Below are 26297 nucleotides of genomic sequence, written 5' to 3'. Positions count from 1 at the left end.
ATTGCCCGATTACTGTCGAATTTCTTTTAACTCAGCCCTATATGCGGAGGGGCTTTTTCCTAAGAATTTCTTAAAGGAATTATTAAATGTAGTTTTGTTATTGTAGCCCACAGTGTATGCGATTTCACTAATTTGAAATTTATTTGCCTTATCATTCAGCATTATGAAAACAGCCTCGTTAACACGTAAGTGATTTATATAGTCGAAGAAATGCATGTTATACTTTTCATTGATAACTTGAGATAAGTTATGACGTGTGGTGTTTAGTTTATTTGATAGTTCCTCCAGGGAAACATTGCTCTCTTTAAAATATTTGCTTTTAGACATGAATGCCTCTAGCATTAATTTTAATTCTTCAGCAGCAGACTCTGTTAGTCCTGAATTTTTATATTTGCCGAAAGCTTCAGGTTTATTGTTTCGTGCGCTAGGAACACTTGTTTCAGAAATTGGTTGAATAGGTTGATCATGAATAGCGGATGATTTTACAACAAAGGATTTTGAATTTTGTAAGGCTGGGGACTCCTTGTTAAATGAATTAGAAGAAAAAATGTAATTAGTATTTACTTGGTAAGATTTAACTGATTCCTTAATTTCATTTAGTAGTAACCCATTAAAAACACTTGGTGACATAATACCTGTAAATCGTCAGCATAAAGTGGACTAAATTTAACTAAAACTAAGAGAGTGTTTCCAGAAAAACAATAAATTTATAATACTATGGAAACAAAGAAAAAACAAACAGCGGAGAACTTTATAAAAGAGATACGTCGTAAATCAAAAAGAAATATTTAGTTCAGAACAAAAAATAAATATTGTAATGGAAGCTATACGAGCTGAGATGCCAGTAGCTGAATTATGCAGGAAGTATTCCATTAACCCATCTCAATTCTATAAATGGAACAAAGAGTTTTTAGAAGCGGGAAAGAAGAGATTATCAGGGGATACAACCAGGGAAGCAACCAGTGATGAAGTAGCGGAGCTCAGAAAAGAAAATCAAAAGCTAAAGGAAACCGTAGCTGATTTAGTATTGCGCTATGATATCGTAAAAAAAAGCTTGAACATATTGGAGAATCTGTAAAATTCAAAAAGTATATGAGATTTACAGCTTCCGAAAAACAAGAGATAATCAAAATTGTTGTCCGTTCCGAAATCGGCGTTAATAAAACGCTTCATAAATCGGTTTAAACAAAAGCACGTTTTACAATTGGTACAAATCCTATTCCGACAATGGTATTGATGGTTTAGAGCCTTGTAAGCGCACTTCTAACAGGCAGTGGAACACAATACCCCGGGAACAAAAAAACTTAGTTGTAGAGCTTGCTTTAGAGTGTCCTGAATTATCGTCAAGAGAGCTCGCGCACAAATTAACCGATGAACAACAAATTTTTATTTCTGAATCGAGTGTTTACCGGATTTTAAAAGCAAGAGGACTGATAACAACACCCGAGCATATTTTTTAGCAGCTAAAGATGAGTTTACAAACAAAACAGGATTCGTTCATCAAATGTGGCAAACTGATTTTACTTACTTTAAAATAATTGGATGGGGTTGGTATTACTTGAGTACCGTTTTAGATGATTACAGCCGTTATATTGTACACTGGGAGCTTTGTGCAGGAATGAAAGTGCAGGACGTAAAAGAACCGTTGACAGAGCAATTATAAAAGCAAGAATTGTAACTAAACAACGGCCCAGATTATTATCCGACAATGGTTCATGTTACATTGCAGGCGAACTCAAAACATATTTGAAAGACAATCATGGAATGGATCAGGTACACGGCAGACCCATGCATCCGCAAACGCAAGGCAAGATTGAACGTTATCACCGAACAATGAAAAACGTTGTGAAGCTTGATAATTATTATTCACCGGAAGAATTAATTGCGGCCATTGAAAAGTTCGTGGAAAATTACAACAATGCTCGTTATCATGAGTCTTTAAAAAATCTAACGCCTGCTGATGTTTATTTTGGACGAGGAGAACTAATTTTAAAAGAAAGAGAAAAAAATCAAACAAAATTCATTAAAAAAAGAAGGGAGGAATATGAAAAAATGAGAAAAATTATGAAACATCAAAAAACTAACTTAACTTTAAATTAAACTTAAAACACTCTCTTGTGAAAAGTTCACTTTACTTTGACTACATACAAATTGTATTTGATGGAGAGTTTGATTCTAAGGTATTTTCTATAGTAGCACGAACGTATATGGTAGAATTGTAATTATTTGTTAGTGGCTTGATTGATTTAGAATTACTCTTATACGTTTCGAGAAAATCATATTTGAAGTCATAAGACTCTGTATAAGACTGCCTTGATATAAGCGCATCTTTTATACTCAAACCGTTAAAGACAGCGGGGGAAATAAGCCCAAACCATCCTGAGAGTAGAACTACGGCGGAAAGTAAAATAGTAGCATTATGCTCTATAAAAGGATTATTATATGACGTAAAGAATATAATTACGTAATAAACGGTGTTGCTAATAAAAATGAGTGAAAACAGAGATAAATGGATGTTACTTAATTTTTTTACACTTCCAATGTTGCTCTGTGATTTTATAGTTTTGTATGTTATTATCAAGTAAACAAGCATTTGTAGAGTGATTAATAGAGGCATTGAAGTGAAAAAGTATTTGGAAATACTGGTTGCTTCAGTGAAATAAAGTCTTTTTGATTCGCCATCTAATAAAAAATAAGGTAGATTTAGGCCGGTAATAATTACAAATGGTAAGAAATGAAGTAAGGATCCTTTCTTCATAACACGAAAGTCGAAAAGAGTTTTATAAAATAGATATAATATAGGCGTGGCAATTAGATCTAAGAAGCCTGAAATATTTACTAGATAAGGGAAAACGAAAATTAGCCTGGACCAAAAAAGTGCCGATTCAAACACTTGATAAGAAAGAATAAGTGTATAAATAGCAAGTAAGATATATGGCCATCGATTGTCAACTTTTTTGAAAATCAAAAAAAATGAAATGATCAGTCCTATTATGGAAACACTAAAAGAGCAAATCGTCCAAGCATCTATTCTAAACTCATTATAAGGAACTTCCATTTACTTGGTGGTATTTGTCTTATAAAGGTTTGTGAAAACGGAATCAACAGGTTCCCATAATTCGATTTTGTTACTATCACAGTCAAGTATATGTAAAAATTTACCATACTCGAATACTTCAATTGAATCTAATACAATTACACCATTTGCTTTAAAATTTTCATATAGTTTCTGCAAATTATCGACGCGATAATTAACCATAAAGTTGTTACTGGAGGGCAGAAAGTATTTTGTTTGATACGAAAAAGGACTCCATTGTGTATATCCTACGGAATTACTGACAGTACTTTTCCATTCAAATAGAGATCCATAGTCATTCGGAATAAGCCCCAGGTTTTTATAATACCAGTTGTTAATAGTTTTGACATCTTTTGACTTAAAAAAAATCCCACCTATCCCGGTTATTTTTCCAGTGGATATAATACTAGAATTACTTTGTTTTTTATTTGAGTCATAAAAAATATTTAGTTCGTTAACTGAAATGTCAAATATTTTATTTAATACTGAGCTATCAGAATTTAAAATTGATTTGGCAGAGCTTAAATCATTTGCAGAAATAAAAATTATACCTTTATCTGCGTACCTTGCTCCGAAGGTAATTAAGCCTTTTGTCATTAAACTTTGAAGGTGCTTTGAATGATGGGTAGCGAACTTCTGATTTGGAAAATCAACATTGTCTTTCCAATTCTTACCTTTTACATATTCAACAATGAAAATCTTTTGATTATTTTGCAATGGTCTTTGAAAGGTAAAAGAACAGACAGCGATAATACTACCTAGTAGTAATATAGCAATATTCAGGCGACTAATTTTTAGCATTGTTTGAAGTATATACAAAAAGTAAACCACGACCTGAAGAAATGGACAAATCCGATAAAGGTTTACCTGTATTTTTACAAACACTTGATTAACACATAATTAAAAAACAAGCCATACTACATTATGAACTAGCTGCTTTAGACTCCCTGACGATTTTAAATGCTGACGCAGACAGTTTCTCGCTTAGTAATTTCATATCGTTACTAATTTTCTTATCGACAATCTTCCCATAATGTTGTGTTGTTTTTATGTCCTTATGACCCAGCATTTTTTGCAGACTTTCCATTGGCACATCGTTGGTTAAAGTTACAGTAGTTGCAAATGTATGCCGGGCAACGTGATAAGTTAACTCTTTGTCAATGCCGCAGAGTGCACCAATTTCCTTCACATAGTCATTCATTGTTTGATTGCTCATTACAGGTAAAAGTTTGCCTGTGTTTTTGCATTGAGGGTCGTTTGCATATCTATCTAAAATTTCTTGTGCTATTGGAAGAATCGGAATACGTGAAGTTGTTTCTGTTTTTTGACGGTTCTTAATTATCCAATTAATACCATCAATGCCTTTTACAACTTCTGTTTTATTTAATTTTTTAATATCGCTATACGCTAAGCCGGTGAAGCAAGAAAACACAAATAAATCACGCATTCGATTTAAGCGCTGAGATTGGAAAACTTTATTCGTAACAGATTCAAGTTCTTCGGTTGTTAAGTGAACGCGATCAACATCTTCGGCCTTGCCATCGTAATTGCTGAAAGGATCCTTATCGATCCATTGATTTTTTAAACAGATGCGAATTATTTTCCCGAAATTTTTAATGTATTTGAATGCAGTATTGTTGCAACATTTTTTCACACTACGAAGGTAAAATTCATATTCGGTGATAAAAGCGTGATCAATCCTTCTGATATCGATATCTGAAACCTTGAATTTCCATTTAAGGAATTCAACAGTATGGCTTAAAGAAGTTTTATATCTCTCGTGCGTACCTTCTGCAAATTTATTACCTATAAGCGCTTTCATTTTATCGTTATGGTCTTGGAATATATCTATCAAAGAGAACTTGCCTAATTCGGTTCCTAATAGCTTATTTCTCATGTTTTCAGCAGTGACAAGTAAACCAGCTTGGATAAGTTCGGTTTGATAATCATACGTTTGCTTCTTAAGCATATCTAGATAATGGTTTACGGATTTAGAATCTCCTGAACCTTGCCTTACTTTTCCAGCATTGGCAGCCCATGCAGAGGGTTCGATAAATCTTTTAGCACTTATTTCAATTCTGCTACCACCTACAGTTACTCGCATGTATATCGGGACAAGCCCGCTGGCATTGGGTTTGCTGCGTTTTATAAAAAACAGTATTGAGATTTTTGTTTGCATTTTAAGACACCTCTTATATGGTTAAAATTAGGTTCATTCACGTTGCGAAACAAGATGTTCATTTTCTGAACTACTTGACGGTAAAGAGATTCCAAGTAATTCGGTGTCTCTAAACAGAGTGGAATTCGGGACACCGAATTGACCACCTACGCACTACGATTTGATGAATGAATTGAGAGGTTGTAAAAATTAAAAAGCCCGTAAACACTACGATTTACAGGCTTTTGATTTTACTTGTTTTGTGACTGGCGGAGAAAGAGGGATTCGAACCCCCGGACCTGTTACAGTCAACAGTTTTCAAGACTGCCGCATTAGACCACTCTGCCATTTCTCCGGGGCAAAGATAACAAAGAAAATTAATTGTATCCTATAATTTTATTTTTCTTAAGCCAATTATATCCATCAATTGTTTTAAAAAAAATCTCCCTTTTATACGCTTCACTTCTTGTTGCAAATTCTTCCTGATAATGAACCGCTAAGGGTCGGCGAGATTTTGTTGAACGAACTCTTCCTGAATTATGATTCTTCAAACGTGCTTCTAAATTCTGACAAGAACCATAATAATACTTGCCATCCCTTAAACTCTTTAAAATATACGTGATGAATTTCTCCACTTTACTTCCACTACTAATCGGTCAACAGTTTTTCCCATAGGGACTCCTTCGGAGAAAGACTGCCGCATAAGACCACTTCCCGTAGGGACAAGCTGCCATTTCTCTCCCGCAGGGACTCCTTCGGAGCGGGCGAAATTAGCAATTTTTTGGATTTACTGAGGAATTTTTCTTAAAATATTGGTTAATTTTAAGTGTTGCATCGTATTCATAATATAGTTATTTCCTTTTTGCTTTTAGGAGCACTTTTTTATTCATACAACATTCAATCACAAGCCATTGCTTATTTTAATCTGGGCGCATTTGATGTGCCCGGCAAACAACCTTTTGTAGAAACTTATTTCACCTTTGTAGGAAACTCTTTTACAAAAAAATTAATAAATGGCCAATATCAGAATTCAGTACATATTGAAACCTTAATAAAATTAGACTCCACTATAATTAAGGCAAATAAATACAACTTAAACGGACCATTATTTACCGATACTTTAAACATTCCTTCCTTTATAGATAATCAACGTTATTCCCTTCCAAATGGAAACTATATCATCGAGATTTCGGTACAGGATAATTTCAATCCTCACACTAAAAAATTAGCGTTTGTTCAAAAATTCAATCTTACTTTTAAATCAAATACACTTAACGGCTCATCTATTCAGGCATTAGAGTCATATAAAAAAGCAGACAAACCCAGTGAAATCTCCAAAAGCGGATTTGACCTAGTTCCCTTTAACGTAAATTACTATCCGGAAACACAAAATGAAATGCTTTTCTATTTTGAAGCTTATCATGCCGACACCGCATTGGGCACAGGAAAAAGTTTCGTGTTTTCGTATTATATCGAAACCAGCGATAAATTCATGAAATTAGAATCGCATGGTGCATTTAAAAAACAACAAGCTGCAAAAGTTAATCCTTTACTTGGAAAAATTGACATTGCTAAATTAGGAACCGGGAATTATAATTTGGTAATTGAAATAAAAGATGAAAAAAATATGGTTCAATTACAAAGCAAATATTTTTTTCAACGCCTAAACAGAGCAGTTGATTTAGCTGACAAATTTGAATATGAACAGAAAAAAACGGTAGCAGAGTATTTTGGCAATTGCAATAATAAGGATACATTAAAAATGTTTGTAGAATGTCTTTGGCCAATTGCCAATGGAACCGATAAAGAAAGAATTATTAATCAAGCCGTAAAAAAAGACCCGGATCTCATGAAAAAGTTTGTGATTGATTTTTGGCAACGTAGAGCCGGCGATACGGCCAATCCGCTTAAATTATGGGCCTCATATTATAAGGAAGTGCAACAAGTGATGGTTTTATTTAAATGCGGTAAACAGCCCGGATATTATACAGACCGAGGAAGAGTGTATTTGCAATATGGCCCACCAAATCAACGCTCACAACAAAACAACGATTTAAATACCTGGCCCTATGAAATATGGCAGTATTACAGATTAACGGATAATGTGAACGGACAGTTTTTTACAAATCGTAAATTTGTATTTGTGAATAAAAATATTGCAGACGATTGTCATAGCTTGGTGCATAGTGATTTAAGAGGTGAAATTTACAACGACCGCTGGCCCTATGAAGTTTCTAAAAGAAATACCAAAGGCATAGGTAATCCGGATCAGAATACACCGGATGGCACTCAATTCAATCAATTTCAGGAAATTTATAATAATCCCCGTTAAACTGTATGAATGCATCTCCTATTGCGGTTGTAATCCTCAATTATAACGGTAAAAAACTATTAGAACAATTCCTTCCCGGTGTTGTTCAACATTCCAATCCACACCAGATTTATATTGCGGATAATTGCAGCACAGATGATTCCTTAGCTTTTATTAAAAATCATTTTCCAACTGTAAAAATTATACAAAACAAGTCCAATTTGGGTTATGCTGGTGGTTATAACGAAGCATTAAAAGATTTATCTGAAAAATATTTCATGCTTTTAAATAACGATGTGGAGGTTACCGAAAATTGGCTTACTCCCCTGCTCGAACTTTTAGAGAAAAATATAAAAATTGCAGCCTGCCAACCTAAAATGCTTGCCTTTAACAAAAAAAATGAATTTGAATATGCAGGCGCCTCGGGCGGGTTCATTGATAAGTATGGATACCCTTTTTGTAGAGGACGATTGTTTTATGAATTAGAAAAAGACAATGGCCAGTACAATTCGGTAGAAGAAGTTTTTTGGGCCAGCGGAGCCTGCTTGTTTGTAAGAGCTGATTTATTTAATAAAAACAATGGATTTGATTCGGACTTATTTGCGCATATGGAAGAAATAGATTTATGTTGGCGATTTAAAAATCTGGGCTATTCCATTTTTGTGCAACCGCAATCAATTATTTATCACGTGGGTGGCGGAACATTAAATAAGATATCTCCAAATAAAACATTTTTAAATTTCAGAAATAATTTAATCATGTTTACCAAAAATCATCCTCCCGGATTGCTCTTTTTTAAAATTATCTGGAGATTAAAATTAGACGGTGTAGCGGCAATAAAATTTTTATTGAGCGGAGAGGGAATGCATTTTATTGCAGTAATCAGAGCACACTTCGCATTTTACGCTCAACTCAGCAACACTTTGTCTAAAAGAAAAAAACAAAAAGAATTTGAAAATTTTAAATTCAATTTTTCAAATGTTTATATGAAAAATATTGTTTTTGAATTTTATCTTAATCGCAAAAAGAAGTTTTCGGAATTAAACACTCGGCTTTTTAGTAAAAGCTAATAAACACAACCCGGTAATTATTGCGTTTATCAATATCAATTCATTGCCTATTTGATAGCCAGTTGTATTTGAAGCAGTAAACTGCTTAATTGCATAACAAATTAACGGGCCGGCAATACAAGCAATCGGAATCATCTTGTCTTTAAAATCTAATTTGGTGAATAATCCCAAACCGAATAAAGCCAATAAGGGTCCGTATGTATAACCGGCAATCATCAGTACCGTATCAATAATCGCCTTTTGATTTAAGGCATCAAATAATATTATAATAATCCACAATAAAAGTGTAAATCCAATATGAATTAATATTCGTTTTTGTTGTTTGGTTTTATCCGACATTTTTGTGTCTTTGTCCCACTCCAATATATCAATGTATGCAGATGTTGTGAGGGTAGTTAATACACTATCGGCACTGCTAAAAGTTGCGGCAGTTAATCCCACAATAAATACCAAACCTGCCCAAGCTCCCATATGATTTAACGCTAAATTCGGAAAAACGCGATCAGTTATAACTTTTCCGGTATCAGCATTTATCGGTAAATCAATGCCGGCGTGAGCATAATACTGATAAATTAAAACACCCAGTGAAAGAAAAAACACATTCACAATTACCATTACTACGCTAAACCAAAATATATTTTTTTTAGCCTCCTTCAGCGATCGGCAACTTAAATTTTTCTGCATCATATTTTGATCCAAGCCCGTCATCGCAACTGCTATAAATGCCCCACCAATAAATTCTTTTAAAATGAAATTAGACTTTTGAAAATCAAAAAAGAAAGTTTTAGAATAATCCGAATCAAAAACACCTTTTGTCGCCTCCCATAACCCAATGTCCATTTTACTCACAATTACAGCTATCGATAAAACAACACCCAAAACTAAAAATAAGGATTGAAAGGTATCAGTATAAACCAGCGTTTTAATTCCTCCCTTATAGGTGTACAACAACATTAAAATTAAAATGATAAACACACTTAAAGAAAATGGAATTTTAATATCAGTAAATTGATCAAAAACAAAAGTTTGAATTACACTGGCTGCCAAATATAATCGACCGGCCGCACCTAGTAAACGGGAAATAATAAAAAAAATACTTCCGGTTTTTTGGGTAGTTCTTCCAAATCTTCCATTTAGGTATTCATAAATAGAAACTAATTGCAGTTTATAATAAATCGGAAGTAAAACATGACTGATGATAAAATAACCTGCAAAATAACCAAATACAAGTTGCAGATACGAAAAATGATTGTACCCAATGGCACCCGGAACGGAAATATAGGTAACTCCACTTAAAGAATCACCAATCATACCAAATGCTACTAAATACCAGGCAGACTGACGATTCCCAATAAAGTACGAACCGGCGTTGCCTTTTCTAGAGGTAAGCCATCCTATACCCAATAAAAATAAAAAGTATAACAGAATGAAGGATATAACCAGGTACGGAGGAATCATTTATTACAAAAATTGATTTTAATGACTCTGTTTTGTCGTGTTTAAAAAATAGTTCTAAACAATTACGAGGTGAATAAAAAAAGCAAGAGGCATAATACTTAAATTTACGATGTGGAATTCAGTTCTAAAATAATTGAACAAGCCGTTGAAGCATTTGCTCAATTGCCTGGCGTAGGCAAAAAAACAGCCTTGCGCTATGTTTTACATTTGGTAAAACAAGATGTGAAGAATACACAAGCCTTAAGCGCTATTATACAAAGCTTAAAACAAGATTTAAAGTACTGCACCAATTGCCACAATATTTCAGAAAATAATTTGTGTTTAATATGTGCGAATACATCTCGTGATTCCTCTATCATTTGTGTAGTTCAAGATTATCGCGATGTTATTGCCATTGAAAACACCTCTTTATTTAAAGGACAATACCATGTATTAGGCGGATTGATTTCACCTATAGACGGGATTGGACCATCTAACTTAAATATCGAAACCTTAGTAGAAAAATTAGCATCCGGAAATGTTAAGGAAATAATTCTTGCACTCAATGCAAACATGGAAGGAGAAACCACCTCTTTTTATATTTTCAAAAAAATCGCACCCTATCCGGTTCGGTTAAGCACAATTGCACGAGGAATATCAGTTGGAGATGAATTAGAATACGCCGACGAGGTTACACTAGGTCGATCTATTCAAAACAGAATTCCATTTGACTCTTTATTGAAAAAGTAATTGAATAAACTGATTAAGAAATATTTTTTATTCTTTTCGGCGATATTATTTGTCCAATCCATTTTATTCAGTCAAAATTTAGATTCATTGCGTAAATCAATTTATGCAATGAAAAACGACACAGTTAAGATGAAGAAATTAATTTTTTTAGCTGAAAAATACCAAAAACTAAATATTAGAGACTCTGCATTAAACGCTTATCATAAATCTTTCATTATTGCCGAAAAGAATAAACGATTAAAAGACATGGCATTAATTTACGCGATGAAAGGAAATTATTTAAGAAATTTAAGCGATTTTTTAGCTTCAAATCAAGCATACAGTGTAGCGTTAAAGTATTGTGAATTAGAAGGTGATAAAAGATCAACATCCTACGCATTAAATTATATCGCATCAAATTTTGATGATTTGGGTGAATTAAACTTAGCTTTAGAATATTTCATGAAATCCTTGAAAATTAAAGAAGAATTGAGTGATAAAAAAGGAATATCAACTACTTACAACGGACTTGGCAGTTTATTCATGAATAAAAAAAGTTATGATAAAGCAATATTCTATTACTCTGAATCATTAAAAATTAAAGAAGAGTTAAAAGACAAAAAAGGCATGGCCATATCATTAAATAATTTAGGCAATGCACATTCTGCGAAAAAAGAATTTGATAAAGCATTTGAATACTATTTAAAAGCGATGAAACTAAAAGAAGAAGCAGGCGACAAGCGAAACTTAACTTCTTCATACGCAAATCTAGGGGTTATTTATAAAGAACGGGGTGAATACGATAAAGCACTTGAATATTATCAAAAGGCTATAAATAACGACGTGGAACATCACATTACATCCGGTTTAGTTGGCGCTTATTCAAATATTGTTAATGTTTACCTGATTCAAAACAAAACCAAGGAAGCAAAAGAAACCATAGAAATTGCCGCAAAAATTGCTAATCAAAGCGGCACAAAAGCTGATAAAATTTTCTTAGAGGAAACCAGGATGAGGTTAGATACCACTTTAGGAAACTTTAAGGATGCATTTTTTCATCAATCAGAAGCTTATGCTTTGGAGAAAAGTGTTATAAAACAACAAAACTCTCAAAGTGTTGCTGAATTACTCACCAAATATGAAAGTCAGAAAAAGGAACAACAAATTGAATTATTGAATAAAGACAAAGCACTGCAAATTGCAGAACTCGATAAACAAAATGCAATTCTTCAAAAAAATCAACAAAACCTGCGTTTACTTGAACATGAAAATAAGATCAATGAAATGGATTTAATGCGCCAAAAAGAAGAGCTTGAAAAGAAAAATATACTGGCGGAAAATCAAGAGAAAAATATTGCATTACTAAATAAAGATAAGGCCTTAACCGAAGCGCTTAGTAAACAAAATGAAATTCAACTAAAACAACAACGTAATGTGCTTTATTTCGTAAGCGGCGGGGCCATACTTATCTTCATTTTACTCGGAGTTTCTTACAGAGGTTATATTCAGAAAAAGAAAAACAATCTGGTTTTAGCTGAACAAAAACGAGAAGTAGAGCAACAAAAAGCATTAGTCGAAGCTAAACAAAAAGAAATATTAGACAGCATTAAGTATGCCCGAAGAATTCAAACTTCTTTAATGCCCACTGAAAAGTTTATTTCCAAATATCTCGAAAATAAAACTTAAATCCATTTTTAAACTAATTCCCAACTGCTAAAAAGTCTGAAAACTTAAGCAGGTATAGACAAGAAGTCATTTAATTTGATTTTTACATGACGTTATTTCAGTATATTTTCATTGGAACGAAATATGCAATTGGCTTAGTATTAATAATAATCTTATGAATCTAAATAATTATACCATAAAATCGCAGGAAGCGATACAACAGGCGGTTCAAATTACCACAACAGAGGGTCAACAAGCTATTGAAACCGCTCATCTTTTAAAGGGAATATTGGAGGTAGATGAAAATGTAACGCCATATATTCTTAAAAAATTGAACGTTAACCTTTCTACCTTTAGTAAGATGGTAGATAGCATTATTAAATCTTATCCAAAAGTAAGTGGTGGGCAACCCCATTTGTCTAATGCATGCAATCAAGCCTTAGCTAAAGCTGCCGCCAGTTTAAAAGAATACAAAGATGAATATATTTCTATAGAGCATTTATTGATAGGTTTAATTAATGCGGGTGATAGTGTAGCCAATATGATGAAAGACGCAGGCCTAAAAGAAAAAGATGTAAAAGCAGCAATAACCGAATTGAGAAAAGGAGAAAGGGTAACGAGTCAATCTCAGGAAGAAACTTATAATTCTTTAAATAAATATGCAATTAATTTAAATGCACAGGCTAGTAACGGCAAACTGGACCCCGTTATAGGACGTGACGAAGAAATAAGAAGAGTTTTGCAAATATTATCAAGGCGAACAAAAAATAATCCGATTTTGGTGGGTGAACCCGGCGTTGGAAAAACTGCCATTGCCGAAGGTTTGGCTCATCGAATTATTAACGGAGATGTGCCTGAAAATTTAAAAAGCAAACAGGTTTTTTCGTTGGATATGGGTGCATTAATTGCAGGAGCAAAGTATAAAGGAGAATTTGAAGAAAGATTAAAATCTGTGGTGAAAGAAGTTATTTCCAGCGAAGGAGAAATTATTTTGTTTATTGATGAAATTCATACATTGGTTGGTGCAGGCGGAGGCGGTGAAGGAGCAATGGATGCAGCCAATATTTTAAAACCAGCACTTGCACGTGGAGAATTAAGAGCAATTGGAGCAACCACGTTAAATGAATATCAAAAGTATTTTGAAAAAGATAAGGCCTTAGAACGTAGATTTCAGAAAGTAATGGTGGAAGAGCCGGATACGGAAGATTCAATTTCTATTCTTCGTGGTATTAAAGAAAAATATGAAACACATCACAAAGTTAGAATTAAAGATGAAGCTATTATTGCCGCCGTTGAACTAAGTCAGCGTTATATAAGTGATCGATTTTTACCGGATAAAGCAATCGATCTTATGGATGAAGCCGCTTCCAAACTTCGCATGCAAATAAACTCTATGCCTATTGAATTAGATGAAGTAGAAAGAAAAATAATGCAATTAGAAATTGAAAGAGAAGCCATGAAGCGTGAGAACGAATCGAAAAAAGTGGATGAACTAAATCGCGAAATTGCCAATTTACAGGAAGAAAGAAATGCATTAAAGGCAAAATGGAATGCCGAAAAAGAAGTAATTGAAGGCGTGCAGAAAATAAAAATGGAAATTGAAGATCTTAAATTACAAGCTAACAACTTTGAAAAACAAGGAGATTATGGTAAAGTTGCTGAAATTCGTTATGGTAAAATAAAAGATTCAGAAGCCAAGCTGACTGAATTCGAAAACAAATTAAGTGAAGCTAAAAAAAGTGGCTCTCAATTGGTAAAAGAAGAAGTAGATAGTGAAGACATTGCCGCTGTAATCAGCGCATGGACCGGAATTCCTCTTCACCGTATGTTACAAAGTGAAAAAGAAAAACTTTTGTTGCTGGAAGATGAATTGCATCATAGAGTAGTAGGGCAACAAGAAGCCATTGAAAGTATTGCCGACGCAGTAAGAAGAAGTCGCGCCGGATTACAAGACAATAAAAAACCGATTGGATCATTTATTTTTTTAGGAACTACCGGAGTTGGAAAAACCGAATTGGCAAAAGCCCTCGCAGAATTTTTATTCAACAATGAAAATGCAATGACCCGAATTGATATGAGTGAATACCAAGAGCGACATGCGGTGAGCAGATTAATAGGTGCACCTCCGGGTTATGTTGGATTTGATGAAGGCGGCCAACTGACTGAAGCCGTGAGAAGGAGACCTTATAGTGTTATTTTACTAGATGAAATTGAAAAAGCACACCCGGATGTTTTCAATATACTTTTGCAAGTATTAGATGATGGTCGATTAACCGATAACAAAGGTAGAGTTGTGAATTTCAAAAACACCATCATTATCATGACCAGTAATATGGGCGCCGGAATAATACAGGAAAACTTTGAAAAATTAACAGAGAAAAATAAGGAAACAATATTGGCAAAGACTAAATCGGAAGTGTTTGATGTTTTAAAAAAATCAATTCGTCCGGAGTTTTTAAATAGAATAGATGAAATTATTATGTTTGAACCTTTATCTCGTGAACATGTAACGGACATTGTGAAAATTCAATTTGAAAACATCAAAAAAAGATTGAAAGAACAAAACATAAGTCTTCAAATTACACCCCAGGCGGTTGAATGGTTAGCTCAGTTAGGTTATGACCCACAATTTGGAGCGCGTCCCGTGAAAAGAGTAATTCAAAAACAAATTTTAAACGAGCTTTCTAAACAAATACTTGCCGGTAAGGTAAACCGGGATAAAGATATTACCATTGATATGGAGCGCAACAGCTTTATTTTCAGGAATTAATGTCTTTAAGCTCAATTAAGTGCATTTTTTAACTTTTAGTTAAAAATTTGGGGGTTTTTCCAACGAATTAGTGCTTTTATACGTCTAAGTATTAATAATAGACTATTAACAAAATTCATAGTCTTTTTTTAGTAAATTTGTTCGTTTAAATGCCAATGAAGAATAATTTAATTTTTGTTTTTGTACTCTTTTCAAGTTTTCTAATCAAGGCGCAATCACCTCAAATGATTAATTACCAAGGTGTGAGTAGAAATGGAAACGGAGAGCCGGTGGCTGGAACTTTTACATTAACGGTTGAAATTTTAAACTCAGGACTTGTTTATACAGAAAATCATATTGTAACCTCCAATTCTTTAGGATTGTTTTCTATTAAAATTGGAGGGGGAAATCAAACAAGTGCACAGCCTTTTTCAGCTATTAATTGGGCTAATGGACCATATTACCTCCGAACTTCATTAAATACCGGAAGCGGGAATGTAAACTTAGGCACACAGCAATTGGTTTCAGTACCGTATGCGTTATACGCAGAAACATCCGGTTCTGCTATTTCACCTAGCTTACAAATAAACGGAAATAATTTAAGCATCACAGGAGGAAACACGGTTACATTGCCGAGTGCTACTGTGGCGTCTTCTCCGCAAACATCACTTACCGGCTCTGGAATTGCCAGCGTAACGCCTGTTGGCACAAACTCATTTAATATCTTCGTTCCTTTCACTAATATTTCTGGTACCGGAGCCACAACAGTAACCGGAACTTTTCCGAATTATACGATTTCATCATTAAATAATTCCAGTCCAACAATGGTAGGTACTGGAATCTCTACCGTAATAACATTAGGAAATAATTATACTGTGGCCACTTCTCCTGTTGGCATGAATTATAATCCGGTAACAGGAATATTATCCTATTCGCCTTCGCCGGGCATTTCTACATTAAATGTAAATCCAACTTTAAATTTTACAAATAATATTTTAAGTGTTGGCGCCAACAGTGTAACTATTCCGGGAACAGGCTTATGGTCTAAGCCAAATGCTACGGTAACCTCATTGACTAATGGAACAGATTGGCTAGGTATTGGAAATACCAATCCACTTACTAAAGTAGATGTAAGCAGCAACGGAAATAACTTTATTGGTTCAAGATCATTGGGATTTGGTTATGCCGGATTTCTTATTGATAGAGCAAGTAGCGCAGAGGCAGGTTATTTGATTTATAGAGATAATGGTAACGATTTTTGGACAGTAGGAACACATACCAATAGCAGCAATTACATGATTTTCAATTGGGCAAACACAAGGCCTGATTTATCCATCAATTTCACAAACGGTTTTGCCGGATTTGGAACAACTTCACCAACCGAAAATCTACAAATAGAAAATTCAGGCGCTACACCGGTGCGTCTTTCTATTATTTCCACAAACACCAGCGCCATTTGGTTTGGAAATCCTGCACTTCACTCAAAAGGATTAATTTTATATGATAACGTAACCAATGAAATGAATTTTGGAACAAACAATTTTACCAGCAGATTAAGACTATATGGTAATGGCGACGCTTCGTTTTCCGGAGCTGTGGGAATTGGCACAAACACGCCGGCTTCCGAACTTGATGTGAACGGTACTATCCTTATTAGCGGCGTCAATACAAATGAATTAAACCGTACGCAAACCGGAAATGCAAACTTGGTTCCCATTGCATATGGAACATCTAATAGCTCCGGGATTTTATATGCCGCATCTACTACTACCAACGTGTCATTAGTTTCCCATACACCAGGTTCAGGTGTTTACACATTCGCAATAACAGGTGAAAGTATAAATTTCTCTACCTACAACATACAAGTTTCTTTGGTTGGAGGAAGTGGAGAAATTTCGTTCAATAGTTTAGGCGGAAATCTTATTGTTAATACTTATAACAGCGATGGAACTGTTTCTGATAAACAATTTTCATTTTTAGTTTTTAAAAAATAACAGATGTATATGCGTTTTATATTCTTTTTAAGTCTTCTTCTAATTAATAGCATTCTTTTTTCGCAGGCTCCGCAAAAGATAAACTACCAAGGTTTGGTACGCGATGCAAACGGTATTCCTGTTACCACATTGAGCACAATAGGAATTCAATTTAAAATTTCAGACAACTCAAATTCTGTTGTTCATGATGAAATTCAAACTTCAGTGCCTGTAAATTCACTAGGTTTATTTAGCACCAAAATTGGCGCCACATCTGCCATATCAAACACCATCACCTGGGAGAATGGTCCTTATACTTTAACAGTTAACATCAACACAGGGTCGGGCTTTAATTTTCTTGGCGCTCAGGAATTAGTATCGGTTCCATTTGCTTTGTATGCAAAATCAGCTGGTTCGCAAAACAGCTCAACCATCAGCATTAACAATCCACACACTTCAAGCGGCGCAGGTACCTCATCCGTGTCATTAACAATCGCGAACCCAACTTTAAACACCGAAGGCATTGCCACTTCAAGTTCAAACGTTGGCTATAATTTACACGTTAGTGTGCCCGATCCGAGTTTGAATTTTAATAATGTCACCAATCAATTATCTATCAATCAAGGCACGGCAATTTCAACTGTTACTTTGAATCCTTCCGGGGCGAGCTCCATTTCAATAACCGGTAGCGGAAATGCATTCGTAACCCCTACGCTTGGTACTAATTTTGTTGTTAATGTCCCCAATCAAATATTATCCATTTCAAATGGCTCAACTTTAGTTTCAAATCTTGGCGGTACCGTAAATTTACCTCTCACTCAAATACAGTCCGGCAATACAAACATTACAGTAAATGGCAGTGCTCCAAGTTACACCATATCTTCAAGCCCTTCACTTTCCATTATCGGTAATAGTATATCAGTGAGCAATGGAAATACCATCCAATTACCTCCTCCAACTTCAATTAACATAACTGGAGGTGGGATAACTAACGTTCTTGGAACATCACCCAATTTTACGGTTAATACCTCCACTCCAACTATTACAGGTGCCGGCTCAACAACCGTATCAGGATCTTATCCTAACTACACAATCTCAACACCCACTGTTCAGCCCGGATGGTCCATCTTTGGTAACGCTGCAACTAATCCAACACTTCATTTTTTAGGCACAACGGATAACGTACCTTTGTCATTCAGAGTTAACAATCAATCTGCTGGATTTTTAGAAAGTGGTAACGGCTTAGCATACTTTGGTTACCAGGCAGGAACAGGTAATTCTGGAGTTAATTCAACGGCCCTTGGTTCTGGCGCACTTTCTAACTCTTCTACAGGAAATCAGAATACCGCGGTGGGTTATCGAGCTCTACAAAGTAATTCTACAGGATTTAGGAATACAGCCGTTGGTTCAACTGCATTGAATGCAAACACTACGGGTTCTGTAAACTCAGCCTTTGGATATAATGCTCTCAACGCAAATACAACCGGTAGCGCAAACAGCGGATTTGGTGCTAGCGCATTAAGGGATAATTTCAGTGGCGAAGCGAATTCGGCATTCGGACAAGGCGCATTGATTTCATCTGCAACTGGTGGAAGCAACTCAGCGTTTGGAACACAAGCTTTGAATAGCGTTGTTAACGGAAGTTTTAATACCGCTGTCGGCGCGTATGCCGGATATAGTGCCACTGGAAGCAACAATGTATTTATTGGTTATCAGGCCGGTTATAATGAAACGGGTTCTAATAAACTTTACATTGCAAATCAAAGCACTAATCCGCCACTGATCTATGGTGATTTCAGCAACGGTCGTTTAGGATTAGGAACCATTCTACCGGCAGAAAAGCTTCATTTGGTTGGACTAAATAATGGAAATGAAAGAATAAAAATTGAATCGCCGGGTACCTCGGGTTTATCGGAGTTTATACTTCAAACCGACGGTAATAGTTTAAATGCATTGCAATTTTCAAAATGGGGTTCTACTGCCGGTGGTTCTACTGCCGGAGTTAATTTGGCGAATCTCTCTCATATCTATTCTGCGGCAAGTGGCGGACCCATGTTAGTGCAAGTAATGACTAATAACACCATGCACTTTGCAACCTTCAATACTGTTCGTATGCGTATTTTCGGAGATGGAAACATTGCTTTTGGGAACCATACAACAAATCCGGTCAGCTCACATTACGCTTTTATTAAACCCGGCGCAAACAATACTAAAGTTTTAATAGCAGGCGGAGATAACAGCAATACATACGGGGGTATGATTACATTGGGTGAAAATAGTATTGCATCTGTAGGGATGAGCATTAAGTTAAATGCACCATTCAATAGGATTCAAATCACAAACGATGTAAATGGCTTAAATCCGGTTATGTCAATTGGCGGATATTTAGGCGCTACTAATGGCGTTGCTATTGGCACAAATTATGCTAACGGAACAAATCCACCAGCAGATGGATTAATTGTTGAAGGAAATGTAGGTATTGGAGGTACAAACCCAAACACCAACTCAAGATTAATGGTTAGTAACGGCCATATACAAACCAAACAAACCACAGCACCTACAATTGCTTTCAGCGGTGGACACGCCGGAGCAATCACCTTAACACCAGGCTCAACTGATGTTGCAGGCAGAATCAATTTAAACTTTACCAATGTTCCTTGTGCCGGCTGCGCTATGATGTCCCTCACTTTCAACACTACATATGCTAATACGCCTGTGGTAGTAATCACTCCGGTTAGTCTTTATGGAGCTATTGAATTTTCTACTAAAGCCTACTATGTTAATCCTACTACAACCGGATTCACCATACACTCAAATGGTTTCTCTGTATTAGGACAAAACATAACCTTTACTTATTTTGTAATTGAAGCTAATTAAAAACGAATATGACAAATTTCAAACATCTTAAAATGGTTATTTACAAAAGATTTCATTTTATTCTTTTGATTCTGCTATGGGGATTTGATTTAAATGCCCAAGCGCCTCAAAAAATCAATTATCAGGGCATGGTGAGAGATTTAAATGGAATTCCGATTACTACCTTAAATACAATTGGTTTACATTTTCGAATTTCAGATAATTCAAATGCAGTGGTACATGATGAAATTCAAACAGCAGTTGCCGTGAATACGCTTGGCTTATTCAACACTCAAATAGGAGCAACCTCTGCCATATCAAACACAATTACCTGGGAAAATGGCCCTTATACACTTACCGTAAACATCAATACGGGATCAGGTTTTAATTTTTTAGGCGCTCAAGAATTAGTTTCAGTACCATTTGCTCTATATGCAAAATCATCCGGTAATGGCTCGCTACCTTCCGGAACAAAAAACGGACAAACCCTTCGTTGGGATGGATTAACCTGGAATGTGGATTCCAATTTGACGAATGATGGAAGCCATGTTGGCATTGGTTTATACCCGGCCGGGTTACGAAGCAGATTACACGTAACCACAAACTCTTTACTAGATACAACCGTAGTATTTGCATATCATCCGAATATGGTAGGTAAAGGCGCCGGCTTTAGGTCTATCATTGCAGGTAACACACCAACTGTCATTGGCTCTTCCTTTTCTTCAGCCATTTATGGTGGAAATTTTACTGGAATAAATAACGGAAATGGGCTGAGTGTTGGAACCCATGGTATGGGAATTGGTAACGGTCTCGGGGTTGGCTTATTAGGCATTGGATATGGATCAAGTTCTACTTCAACAGCCACCGGCTTATATGCCACAGCTATTGGAAGTCCGGGCACTAATAAATTGGCAGCTGTATTTGATCAAGGAAAAGTTATATTTAATGATTCATTATTTATTATTGGAACAAACACAGTTGGAGCATCCGTGGGTGATGTATTAACATACATGCCGAACGGTCAAGCAAAATGGCAGGCAACCGGTGTGGTTCCGGCAGGTTTATGGGTTCAAAAACCCGGATACTTACATTTATTTAACAGCAGTGATCGCGTGGGAATCGGAACCGGCACTGTTACACCTTTAAGTAAAACAGAAATTACGAATGAAGCAGGAAATGCCGTTGATGCAGTTCGGATCAACGACAATGGTACTAACGTTGGTTTACATGTTTTTAAAACTTCAACAACCGGACAGGGAGTAAACATTTATATGGGCAATGGAAATACCGGCACCGGATTAAGCTTATCTCATTTAGGAAGCGGAACAGGAATTATAAGCTCAGTTGGTGCTAATACTGCTTTGCAAGGTCAGAGTAGCGGAACACAAGCCACCATTTTTGGTGGAAACGGAAATGCCGGTCCCGGAATTTATGGATCCTCAACAAGTGGATTCGGAGTTCTTGGTGTTGTAAGTTCAGGTACAGCAGCTATAGCGGGAATAAACAATTTTACGCTTAGTGATAATTCTAATGCGCATGGTGTTTATGCATTAACTAATAATGGTGATCAATTTGCAGCCGGATTAAAAGGTGAAAATAAAGGGCAAGGCGCCGGAGTTTACGGCGTTAACACAAACTCAGTTAATGGAACTACAGGTGTTTATGGAACAGTAACTAATCTTACCAATTCCATTACAGCAGGCGTTAGGGGTGAAAATAATGGAATGGGAGCCGGAGTTAAAGGATTTAACAACGGTGTTGGTCCGGCCATAAAAGCTTCTTCCGGAATTGGAATCACATCAGCACTTGCCTTATGGGTAGAAAACGGACATATTAAAGCAACAGGCCAAAATATTACAACTCCATCGGTAAATGTACAAGGAGGTTTTGTACTCACGGGAAATTCTTGTTCTAATTGCAACGATGTTAGAGGAACCTTAAATATTAATGTAGGATCTTCAACCATGATTGCAGGGGCCAACTTTATTGAAATTCCGATTGTATTTAACAAGCCATACAGTAGTATTCCGATTATAAACTTAACACCTTCCAGTGACATGCAGGGCTTGGATTTAATGGTAGTTAGCCCAGGCTTAACAGGCTTTTCCATTCGGGTATACAGACCTACGGGAGGCGGATTCCCGGTAACCGTAAGTCCGGGAACATTTAATATTAACTATCAAATTATCGAATAATGAGATATTTATTTTACATATTAACTCTTTCTACGCTGCTTGTTAATTCACAAACAGTGACTCCACAAGTAATAAATTCGGCCGGTAAACATTACACCACTGCTGTAAACGGAATTTATATAACAGATAATATAGGAGAACCTTTTACACAAACACAAGGGCCAAATAATAATATTCTTTTAACCGAAGGATTTTTACAACCTTTTTATTTTTCTCCATTAATTGCCGGAAATATTATTAAAAATAATTTATCCTGTTCTGACAAAAATGATGGTAAAATTAAAATTGAACTGAACACAAGTCTTACTAACTATTCAGTTAAATACATTTGGACACCTAATTCCGTATGTCCGGATAGTACTTGTGCTGAAGTGGATAGCTTAAAGGCCGGAAATTATAATATTAAAATTCAAATCAAATACGCTTATAATGGCATAGCAAAAACTGATACACTCAATCAATTTAACGAAACTATTGAAGATTTAAACGGACCTTGTAAAATTAAAATTTATACCGGTGTATCCTTAAACGCCGATGGCATAAACGATCAGTGGGTAATTGACAACATTGAAGAATTTCCAAATAATAAAATTCAGATTTACACACGTTGGGGTAAACAAGTATTTAATACCGAAAATTATAAAAATGGCGTAAATGCGTGGCCCGAAAAAGATAATTCCAAATCATACACTTCAGGAACTTACTTTTATGTTATCGATTTGGGTGATGGAAGCGCAGTGTTAAAAGGTTGGCTTGAATTAATCAATAATTAATTGTTAATTTTGAAAATCAGTTGAATGAAAAATATATTAATCATACTATTACTTGGCTCGGGATTATTCCTTAATTCGCAAGTCTTTCTTCCCTATTCATCTAAAAATGTTTGCTTAGATAAGGTGGTTAATATATCAGGGGGCCCGGTAAAACCAACAAAAAATTTGGTTGTTCGTGATTTGAACGGTGACGGCTTTGATGATGTTGTGCTTGCAGATACGCTTGGAGAGAGAATTCTTGTTTATGCCAATAACACAACAGGTGGATTTAACCAAGTGACAGTAGCAGGAATACAAACCAGTAATTATAATTCTTTAGATGCCGGAGATTTTGATGGGGATGGGGATTTGGATCTGGCCGTAAGTGTAGGTGACAGTGTTCGTATTTATTTTAACCAATCTGCATTTGTTTTTACCCAGTTTGGAGGTTTTCATTACGATTCACCGAGTATTTATAAAGATCATCCCAATTATATTAAAGCCGGGAAATTTAATAATGATAATTTGGATGATATTGTTATACTTACTTCACAAGTTACAGGAACACTTGGTCACATAGCCCTTGTATACAGAAATATTTCTAGTGGTCTAAACAATGCCAGTTTTAGCTTAGATTATACCACTCCACCACTAAATGCCAATCTTAATTTCAATAAAATTAATAGAAAAGATACGATTAATATTTCCATCGGGAATCTTGATAACGACGGAAATAACACCAATGAAATAGTGTTAGCCAACAAGGCCGACACAAATAATGTTTGTGTTTTACAAAATGTCACTTCCGGACCAGGAGCCTTACAATTCGTAGTTAAAAATGTAAATACCGCCAACTTAATACCTTTTGTGAGTGCAAAAATCAGTGTTTCAAAAGTTGAAATTATCGATGTAAATAATGATGGCGTTAACGATTTGATAGCACTTGCTAGAGCAAAAACTGCAGGCAATACGGTATTAGGCTTTGCTTTTTATAATGGGGCAACTTCTGCTTTTAATACCTATTCCCTACCTTCTGTTCCTAATACTTTTCAATTACCTATAGTCTCCTCTACTCCAAGCAATAATATTTTAATGCCTACTGATTTTAAGTGTGGTGATATTAACGGAGATGGTTACCTAGACATTATTGGTATTAATAACAACTTCCTGGTTGTTTTAATGCATGGCGGACCGTTTACTAATTCATTAATTCCTTTTGATGCAAATTCTCTTGTTGTTGTTGGTACCGGAAGTTTATCATTACATTCAGAAGAAGTTAACATTGGAAGATTTGATAATAATTTAAGAACCGATATATTTATAAAACCTTGGAAAAATCCTTCCGGCGGAATTGTTGGTGTAATTCCAAATTTCTCCACAAAGCTTGGCGTTACTCCAATTAGCACAACCGTTTGTCCGGGATCTCCTGTTGCTTTAACAGCATTACCTTCACCTTCTCTTCTACCCAATCATACTGTGGATTGGTATGAAACACCCGGAAATTTATTAGGTTCTGGCAATCCATATACTGTTACCACAACCGGAAAATTTTATCCGGTTTTACATTTTAATTTCCCTTCCGGTGTAGGAACTTGTTCAATCAACGCACGAACTATGTTGGACACTGTAGTTATCACCAATAAATCAACTCCTGTTTTTAGCATTTCAAATCCTAAACCGGAAGTTTGTCCGGATGAAAAAGCCAGTGTTGAAGCCAGTGGAAATGGATCCACCTATCAATACAGTTGGTACGATGGCATTAATCCAATAGGCTCAGGTTCCTTATTTATTTCTCCTCCAATTAACGGCTCAAGTGTTGTAACCGTTGTTGCATTCGATCCTATTAGCACCTGTACGGCCGCCAATCAGTTTACCATAACTAACTTCTCTATTTCCACTGAACCTTTGCTGGTTTCTAAAAATCCTTTATGTCCCGGCGACTCGTCTATCATTTCCTTTTTAGGCGCACAAAATTATACATGGTCTACCGCCAGTGGTTCAATAATTGCTACCGATGTGGAAGGCATTTCTGTAAAACCGGTTACTGCAGAAAATTATAGTGTAAATATTATTGATGAAAATGGCTGTGCTCTTAAACGTTTTGTGAGTATTCAAATTGATACGGATTGTAAAATAAAAATATACAACACTGTTACCTTAAACGGAGATAATAACAATGATAAATTTATAATTGATAACATTGGACAATTTAAACGCAATAACGTTACCATTTTTAATCGATGGGGAAAGGTATTATTTAACGAATCAGGATACGATAATGAAACGGTTTATTGGCCAAAAAATAAAAATCTTTCCGGAGGAACTTATTTCTACTTGATTGATTTAGGAAACGGAACCCCAATTAAAGGATGGATTGAATTAATAAAATAAAAGGGAAATGAAAAAATTAAGTATTTTAATTGTAATATTTTTTTATGGTGTGTCGTTCTTTGCGCAACAAGACCCACAATATAATTTATATCAATTTAACCAAATGATAATTAATCCCGCTTATGCGGGGGCTCGTGACGGCGTTTCCATTATCGGGGCTGTTAGACAACAGTGGGCCGGCATTGATGGTGCGCCTAGGACAATTTGCCTTAGTGGACACACGCCTATTCTAAATAAAAAATTAGGCGTTGGTGTTACTCTATTCAATGATCGTTTGGGTCCAAGAGATTTAACTGCCATTTATGGCAACATAGCTTACATTTTAAAACTGAGTCAAAAATATAAATTGTCCTTTGGATTAAACGCCGGGTACAATAGTTACCGTTTTAATTTTCAGGAGCTAACCTTTAAAACACCTGAAACAAATTCATCAACTTTACAAAATCAAAAAGCAGGTGAATTGGATTTAAGCGGAGGAACCTATTTGCGCTCTAACAAATTTTTCTTTGGCTTTAGTTTTAGTCACGTGGCCAGCAGCAATGTTTATCAAATTACAACCGCTACCGGTCAATTGGCTTATCATCCCAAAACCCATTTGTTCTTAACAGCAGGACGATCGTTTCAATTAAATGAAAACTGTATTTTTGCTCCTACAATAATGTTAAGAAGAGTGACAGAAGCTGATATTGGAAATATGGATTTAAACTTAAATTTCTTTTTATTAAAAAAATTGTGGCTGGGATTCTTTGTAAGAAGTGATTACGGACCCGGATTTTTAATTCAATATTACGTTAGCAACAGATTCCGCGTTGGTTATAGTTACGACAGCGGCGCCGGAATCAGAAGATCGCTTGGTTCATCACATGAAATTATGTTGGGATTTGATATTCCTGAAGTTAAATCTAAAGTTATTTCACCGCGTTTCCTTTAAAATT

Annotated in this window: 17 protein-coding genes, 1 tRNA gene and 1 pseudogene; 12 read left to right on the top strand and 7 right to left on the bottom strand. The window is 35.5% G+C overall.

Going from position 1 to position 26297, the window contains the following annotated elements; all coding sequences use genetic code 11:
• Window positions 1–9: 9 nt before the first annotated feature.
• Complete coding sequence (locus IPM51_08585; protein MBK9284366.1) at window positions 10–630, bottom strand: helix-turn-helix transcriptional regulator; 621 nt, start codon at window positions 628–630, stop codon at window positions 10–12.
• A gap of 87 nt (window positions 631–717) precedes the next feature.
• Here IPM51_08585 and IPM51_08580 point away from each other — a divergent pair.
• Window positions 718–2100: pseudogene (locus tag IPM51_08580) on the top strand (IS3 family transposase).
• A gap of 40 nt (window positions 2101–2140) precedes the next feature.
• Here the strand turns inward: IPM51_08580 and IPM51_08575 are convergent.
• From IPM51_08575 to IPM51_08555, 5 genes are all read right to left on the bottom strand, one after another.
• The gene (locus tag IPM51_08575; GenBank protein MBK9284365.1) at window positions 2141–3058 is read right to left on the bottom strand and encodes a hypothetical protein; all 918 of its coding nucleotides are present in this window, start codon (window positions 3056–3058) and stop codon (window positions 2141–2143) included.
• Window positions 3059–3478 carry a VOC family protein gene (locus tag IPM51_08570; GenBank protein ID MBK9284364.1) on the bottom strand — a complete coding sequence of 140 codons (420 nt, stop codon included), beginning with the start codon at window positions 3476–3478 and terminating at the stop codon, window positions 3059–3061.
• Window positions 3479–3998: 520 nt separating this feature from the next.
• Complete coding sequence (locus tag IPM51_08565) at window positions 3999–5255, bottom strand: site-specific integrase (GenBank protein MBK9284363.1); 1257 nt, start codon at window positions 5253–5255, stop codon at window positions 3999–4001.
• Window positions 5256–5501: 246 nt separating this feature from the next.
• Window positions 5502–5589: transfer RNA gene (locus IPM51_08560), tRNA-Ser, on the bottom strand.
• A 22-nt stretch (window positions 5590–5611) separates the two neighbouring features.
• Window positions 5612–5869 carry a GIY-YIG nuclease family protein gene (locus IPM51_08555; GenBank protein ID MBK9284362.1) on the bottom strand — a complete coding sequence of 86 codons (258 nt, stop codon included), beginning with the start codon at window positions 5867–5869 and terminating at the stop codon, window positions 5612–5614.
• Between the two features lie 191 nt (window positions 5870–6060).
• Between IPM51_08555 and IPM51_08550 the strand changes: the two genes are divergently transcribed.
• Together IPM51_08550 and IPM51_08545 are read left to right on the top strand one after the other, a co-directional pair.
• Complete coding sequence (locus IPM51_08550) at window positions 6061–7566, top strand: GWxTD domain-containing protein (protein MBK9284361.1); 1506 nt, start codon at window positions 6061–6063, stop codon at window positions 7564–7566.
• Between the two features lie 5 nt (window positions 7567–7571).
• Window positions 7572–8615, top strand: coding sequence for a glycosyltransferase family 2 protein (locus tag IPM51_08545; protein MBK9284360.1), 1044 nt, complete (start codon window positions 7572–7574; stop codon window positions 8613–8615).
• Here IPM51_08545 and IPM51_08540 read toward each other — a convergent pair.
• Window positions 8586–10070, bottom strand: coding sequence for a sodium:solute symporter (locus IPM51_08540; protein ID MBK9284359.1), 1485 nt, complete (start codon window positions 10068–10070; stop codon window positions 8586–8588). The genes IPM51_08545 and IPM51_08540 overlap by 30 nt on opposite strands.
• 114 nt (window positions 10071–10184) lie before the next feature.
• Between IPM51_08540 and recR the strand changes: the two genes are divergently transcribed.
• The 9 genes from recR to IPM51_08495 all read left to right on the top strand — a co-directional run bounded on the left by recR (window position 10185) and on the right by IPM51_08495 (window position 26293).
• Complete coding sequence (recR, locus tag IPM51_08535) at window positions 10185–10802, top strand: recombination protein RecR (protein MBK9284358.1); 618 nt, start codon at window positions 10185–10187, stop codon at window positions 10800–10802.
• Window positions 10803–10931: 129 nt separating this feature from the next.
• Window positions 10932–12467, top strand: a complete 1536-nt coding sequence (locus tag IPM51_08530; protein ID MBK9284357.1) for a tetratricopeptide repeat protein — start codon at window positions 10932–10934, stop codon at window positions 12465–12467.
• A gap of 154 nt (window positions 12468–12621) precedes the next feature.
• The gene (gene clpB / locus IPM51_08525) at window positions 12622–15216 is read left to right on the top strand and encodes an ATP-dependent chaperone ClpB (GenBank protein ID MBK9284356.1); all 2595 of its coding nucleotides are present in this window, start codon (window positions 12622–12624) and stop codon (window positions 15214–15216) included.
• 224 nt (window positions 15217–15440) lie between these two features.
• Entirely contained in the window at window positions 15441–17189 is a 1749-nt protein-coding gene (locus tag IPM51_08520) for a hypothetical protein (protein ID MBK9284355.1), read from the top strand.
• Between the two features lie 9 nt (window positions 17190–17198).
• Complete coding sequence (locus IPM51_08515) at window positions 17199–20045, top strand: hypothetical protein (protein MBK9284354.1); 2847 nt, start codon at window positions 17199–17201, stop codon at window positions 20043–20045.
• A gap of 8 nt (window positions 20046–20053) precedes the next feature.
• On the top strand, window positions 20054–22219 hold the full coding sequence (locus IPM51_08510) for a hypothetical protein (GenBank protein ID MBK9284353.1): 2166 nt from the start codon (window positions 20054–20056) through the stop codon (window positions 22217–22219).
• Window positions 22219–22992, top strand: a complete 774-nt coding sequence (locus tag IPM51_08505) for a gliding motility-associated C-terminal domain-containing protein (protein ID MBK9284352.1) — start codon at window positions 22219–22221, stop codon at window positions 22990–22992. The genes IPM51_08510 and IPM51_08505 overlap by 1 nt, the downstream gene beginning before the upstream one ends.
• Window positions 22993–23016: 24 nt before the next feature.
• Window positions 23017–25362: a gliding motility-associated C-terminal domain-containing protein gene (locus IPM51_08500; GenBank protein ID MBK9284351.1), complete on the top strand. Its 2346-nt coding sequence runs from the start codon at window positions 23017–23019 to the stop codon at window positions 25360–25362.
• A gap of 7 nt (window positions 25363–25369) precedes the next feature.
• Complete coding sequence (locus IPM51_08495; GenBank protein MBK9284350.1) at window positions 25370–26293, top strand: type IX secretion system membrane protein PorP/SprF; 924 nt, start codon at window positions 25370–25372, stop codon at window positions 26291–26293.
• The last annotated feature ends 4 nt before the right edge of the window (window positions 26294–26297 follow it).

It is taken from the genome of Sphingobacteriaceae bacterium, from assembly GCA_016715905.1.
In the GTDB taxonomy this organism is placed as follows: Bacteria; Bacteroidota; Bacteroidia; order B-17B0; family Aurantibacillaceae; genus Aurantibacillus.
This window is presented reverse-complemented; position numbering and strand designations above follow the sequence as displayed.

Coding starts and splice junctions, on each gene's coding strand:
- IPM51_08545 (MBK9284360.1), top strand. CDS start 7,572: ATGAATGCATCTCCTATTGCGGTTGTAATCCTCAATTATAACGGTAAA.
- IPM51_08510 (MBK9284353.1), top strand. CDS start 20,054: ATGACAAATTTCAAACATCTTAAAATGGTTATTTACAAAAGATTTCAT.
- clpB (MBK9284356.1), top strand. CDS start 12,622: ATGAATCTAAATAATTATACCATAAAATCGCAGGAAGCGATACAACAG.
- IPM51_08505 (MBK9284352.1), top strand. CDS start 22,219: ATGAGATATTTATTTTACATATTAACTCTTTCTACGCTGCTTGTTAAT.
- IPM51_08520 (MBK9284355.1), top strand. CDS start 15,441: ATGATTAATTACCAAGGTGTGAGTAGAAATGGAAACGGAGAGCCGGTG.
- IPM51_08585 (MBK9284366.1), bottom strand. CDS start 630: ATGTCACCAAGTGTTTTTAATGGGTTACTACTAAATGAAATTAAGGAA.
- IPM51_08500 (MBK9284351.1), top strand. CDS start 23,017: ATGAAAAATATATTAATCATACTATTACTTGGCTCGGGATTATTCCTT.
- IPM51_08565 (MBK9284363.1), bottom strand. CDS start 5,255: ATGCAAACAAAAATCTCAATACTGTTTTTTATAAAACGCAGCAAACCC.
- IPM51_08575 (MBK9284365.1), bottom strand. CDS start 3,058: ATGGAAGTTCCTTATAATGAGTTTAGAATAGATGCTTGGACGATTTGC.
- IPM51_08515 (MBK9284354.1), top strand. CDS start 17,199: ATGCGTTTTATATTCTTTTTAAGTCTTCTTCTAATTAATAGCATTCTT.
- IPM51_08530 (MBK9284357.1), top strand. CDS start 10,932: ATGAAGAAATTAATTTTTTTAGCTGAAAAATACCAAAAACTAAATATT.
- IPM51_08495 (MBK9284350.1), top strand. CDS start 25,370: ATGAAAAAATTAAGTATTTTAATTGTAATATTTTTTTATGGTGTGTCG.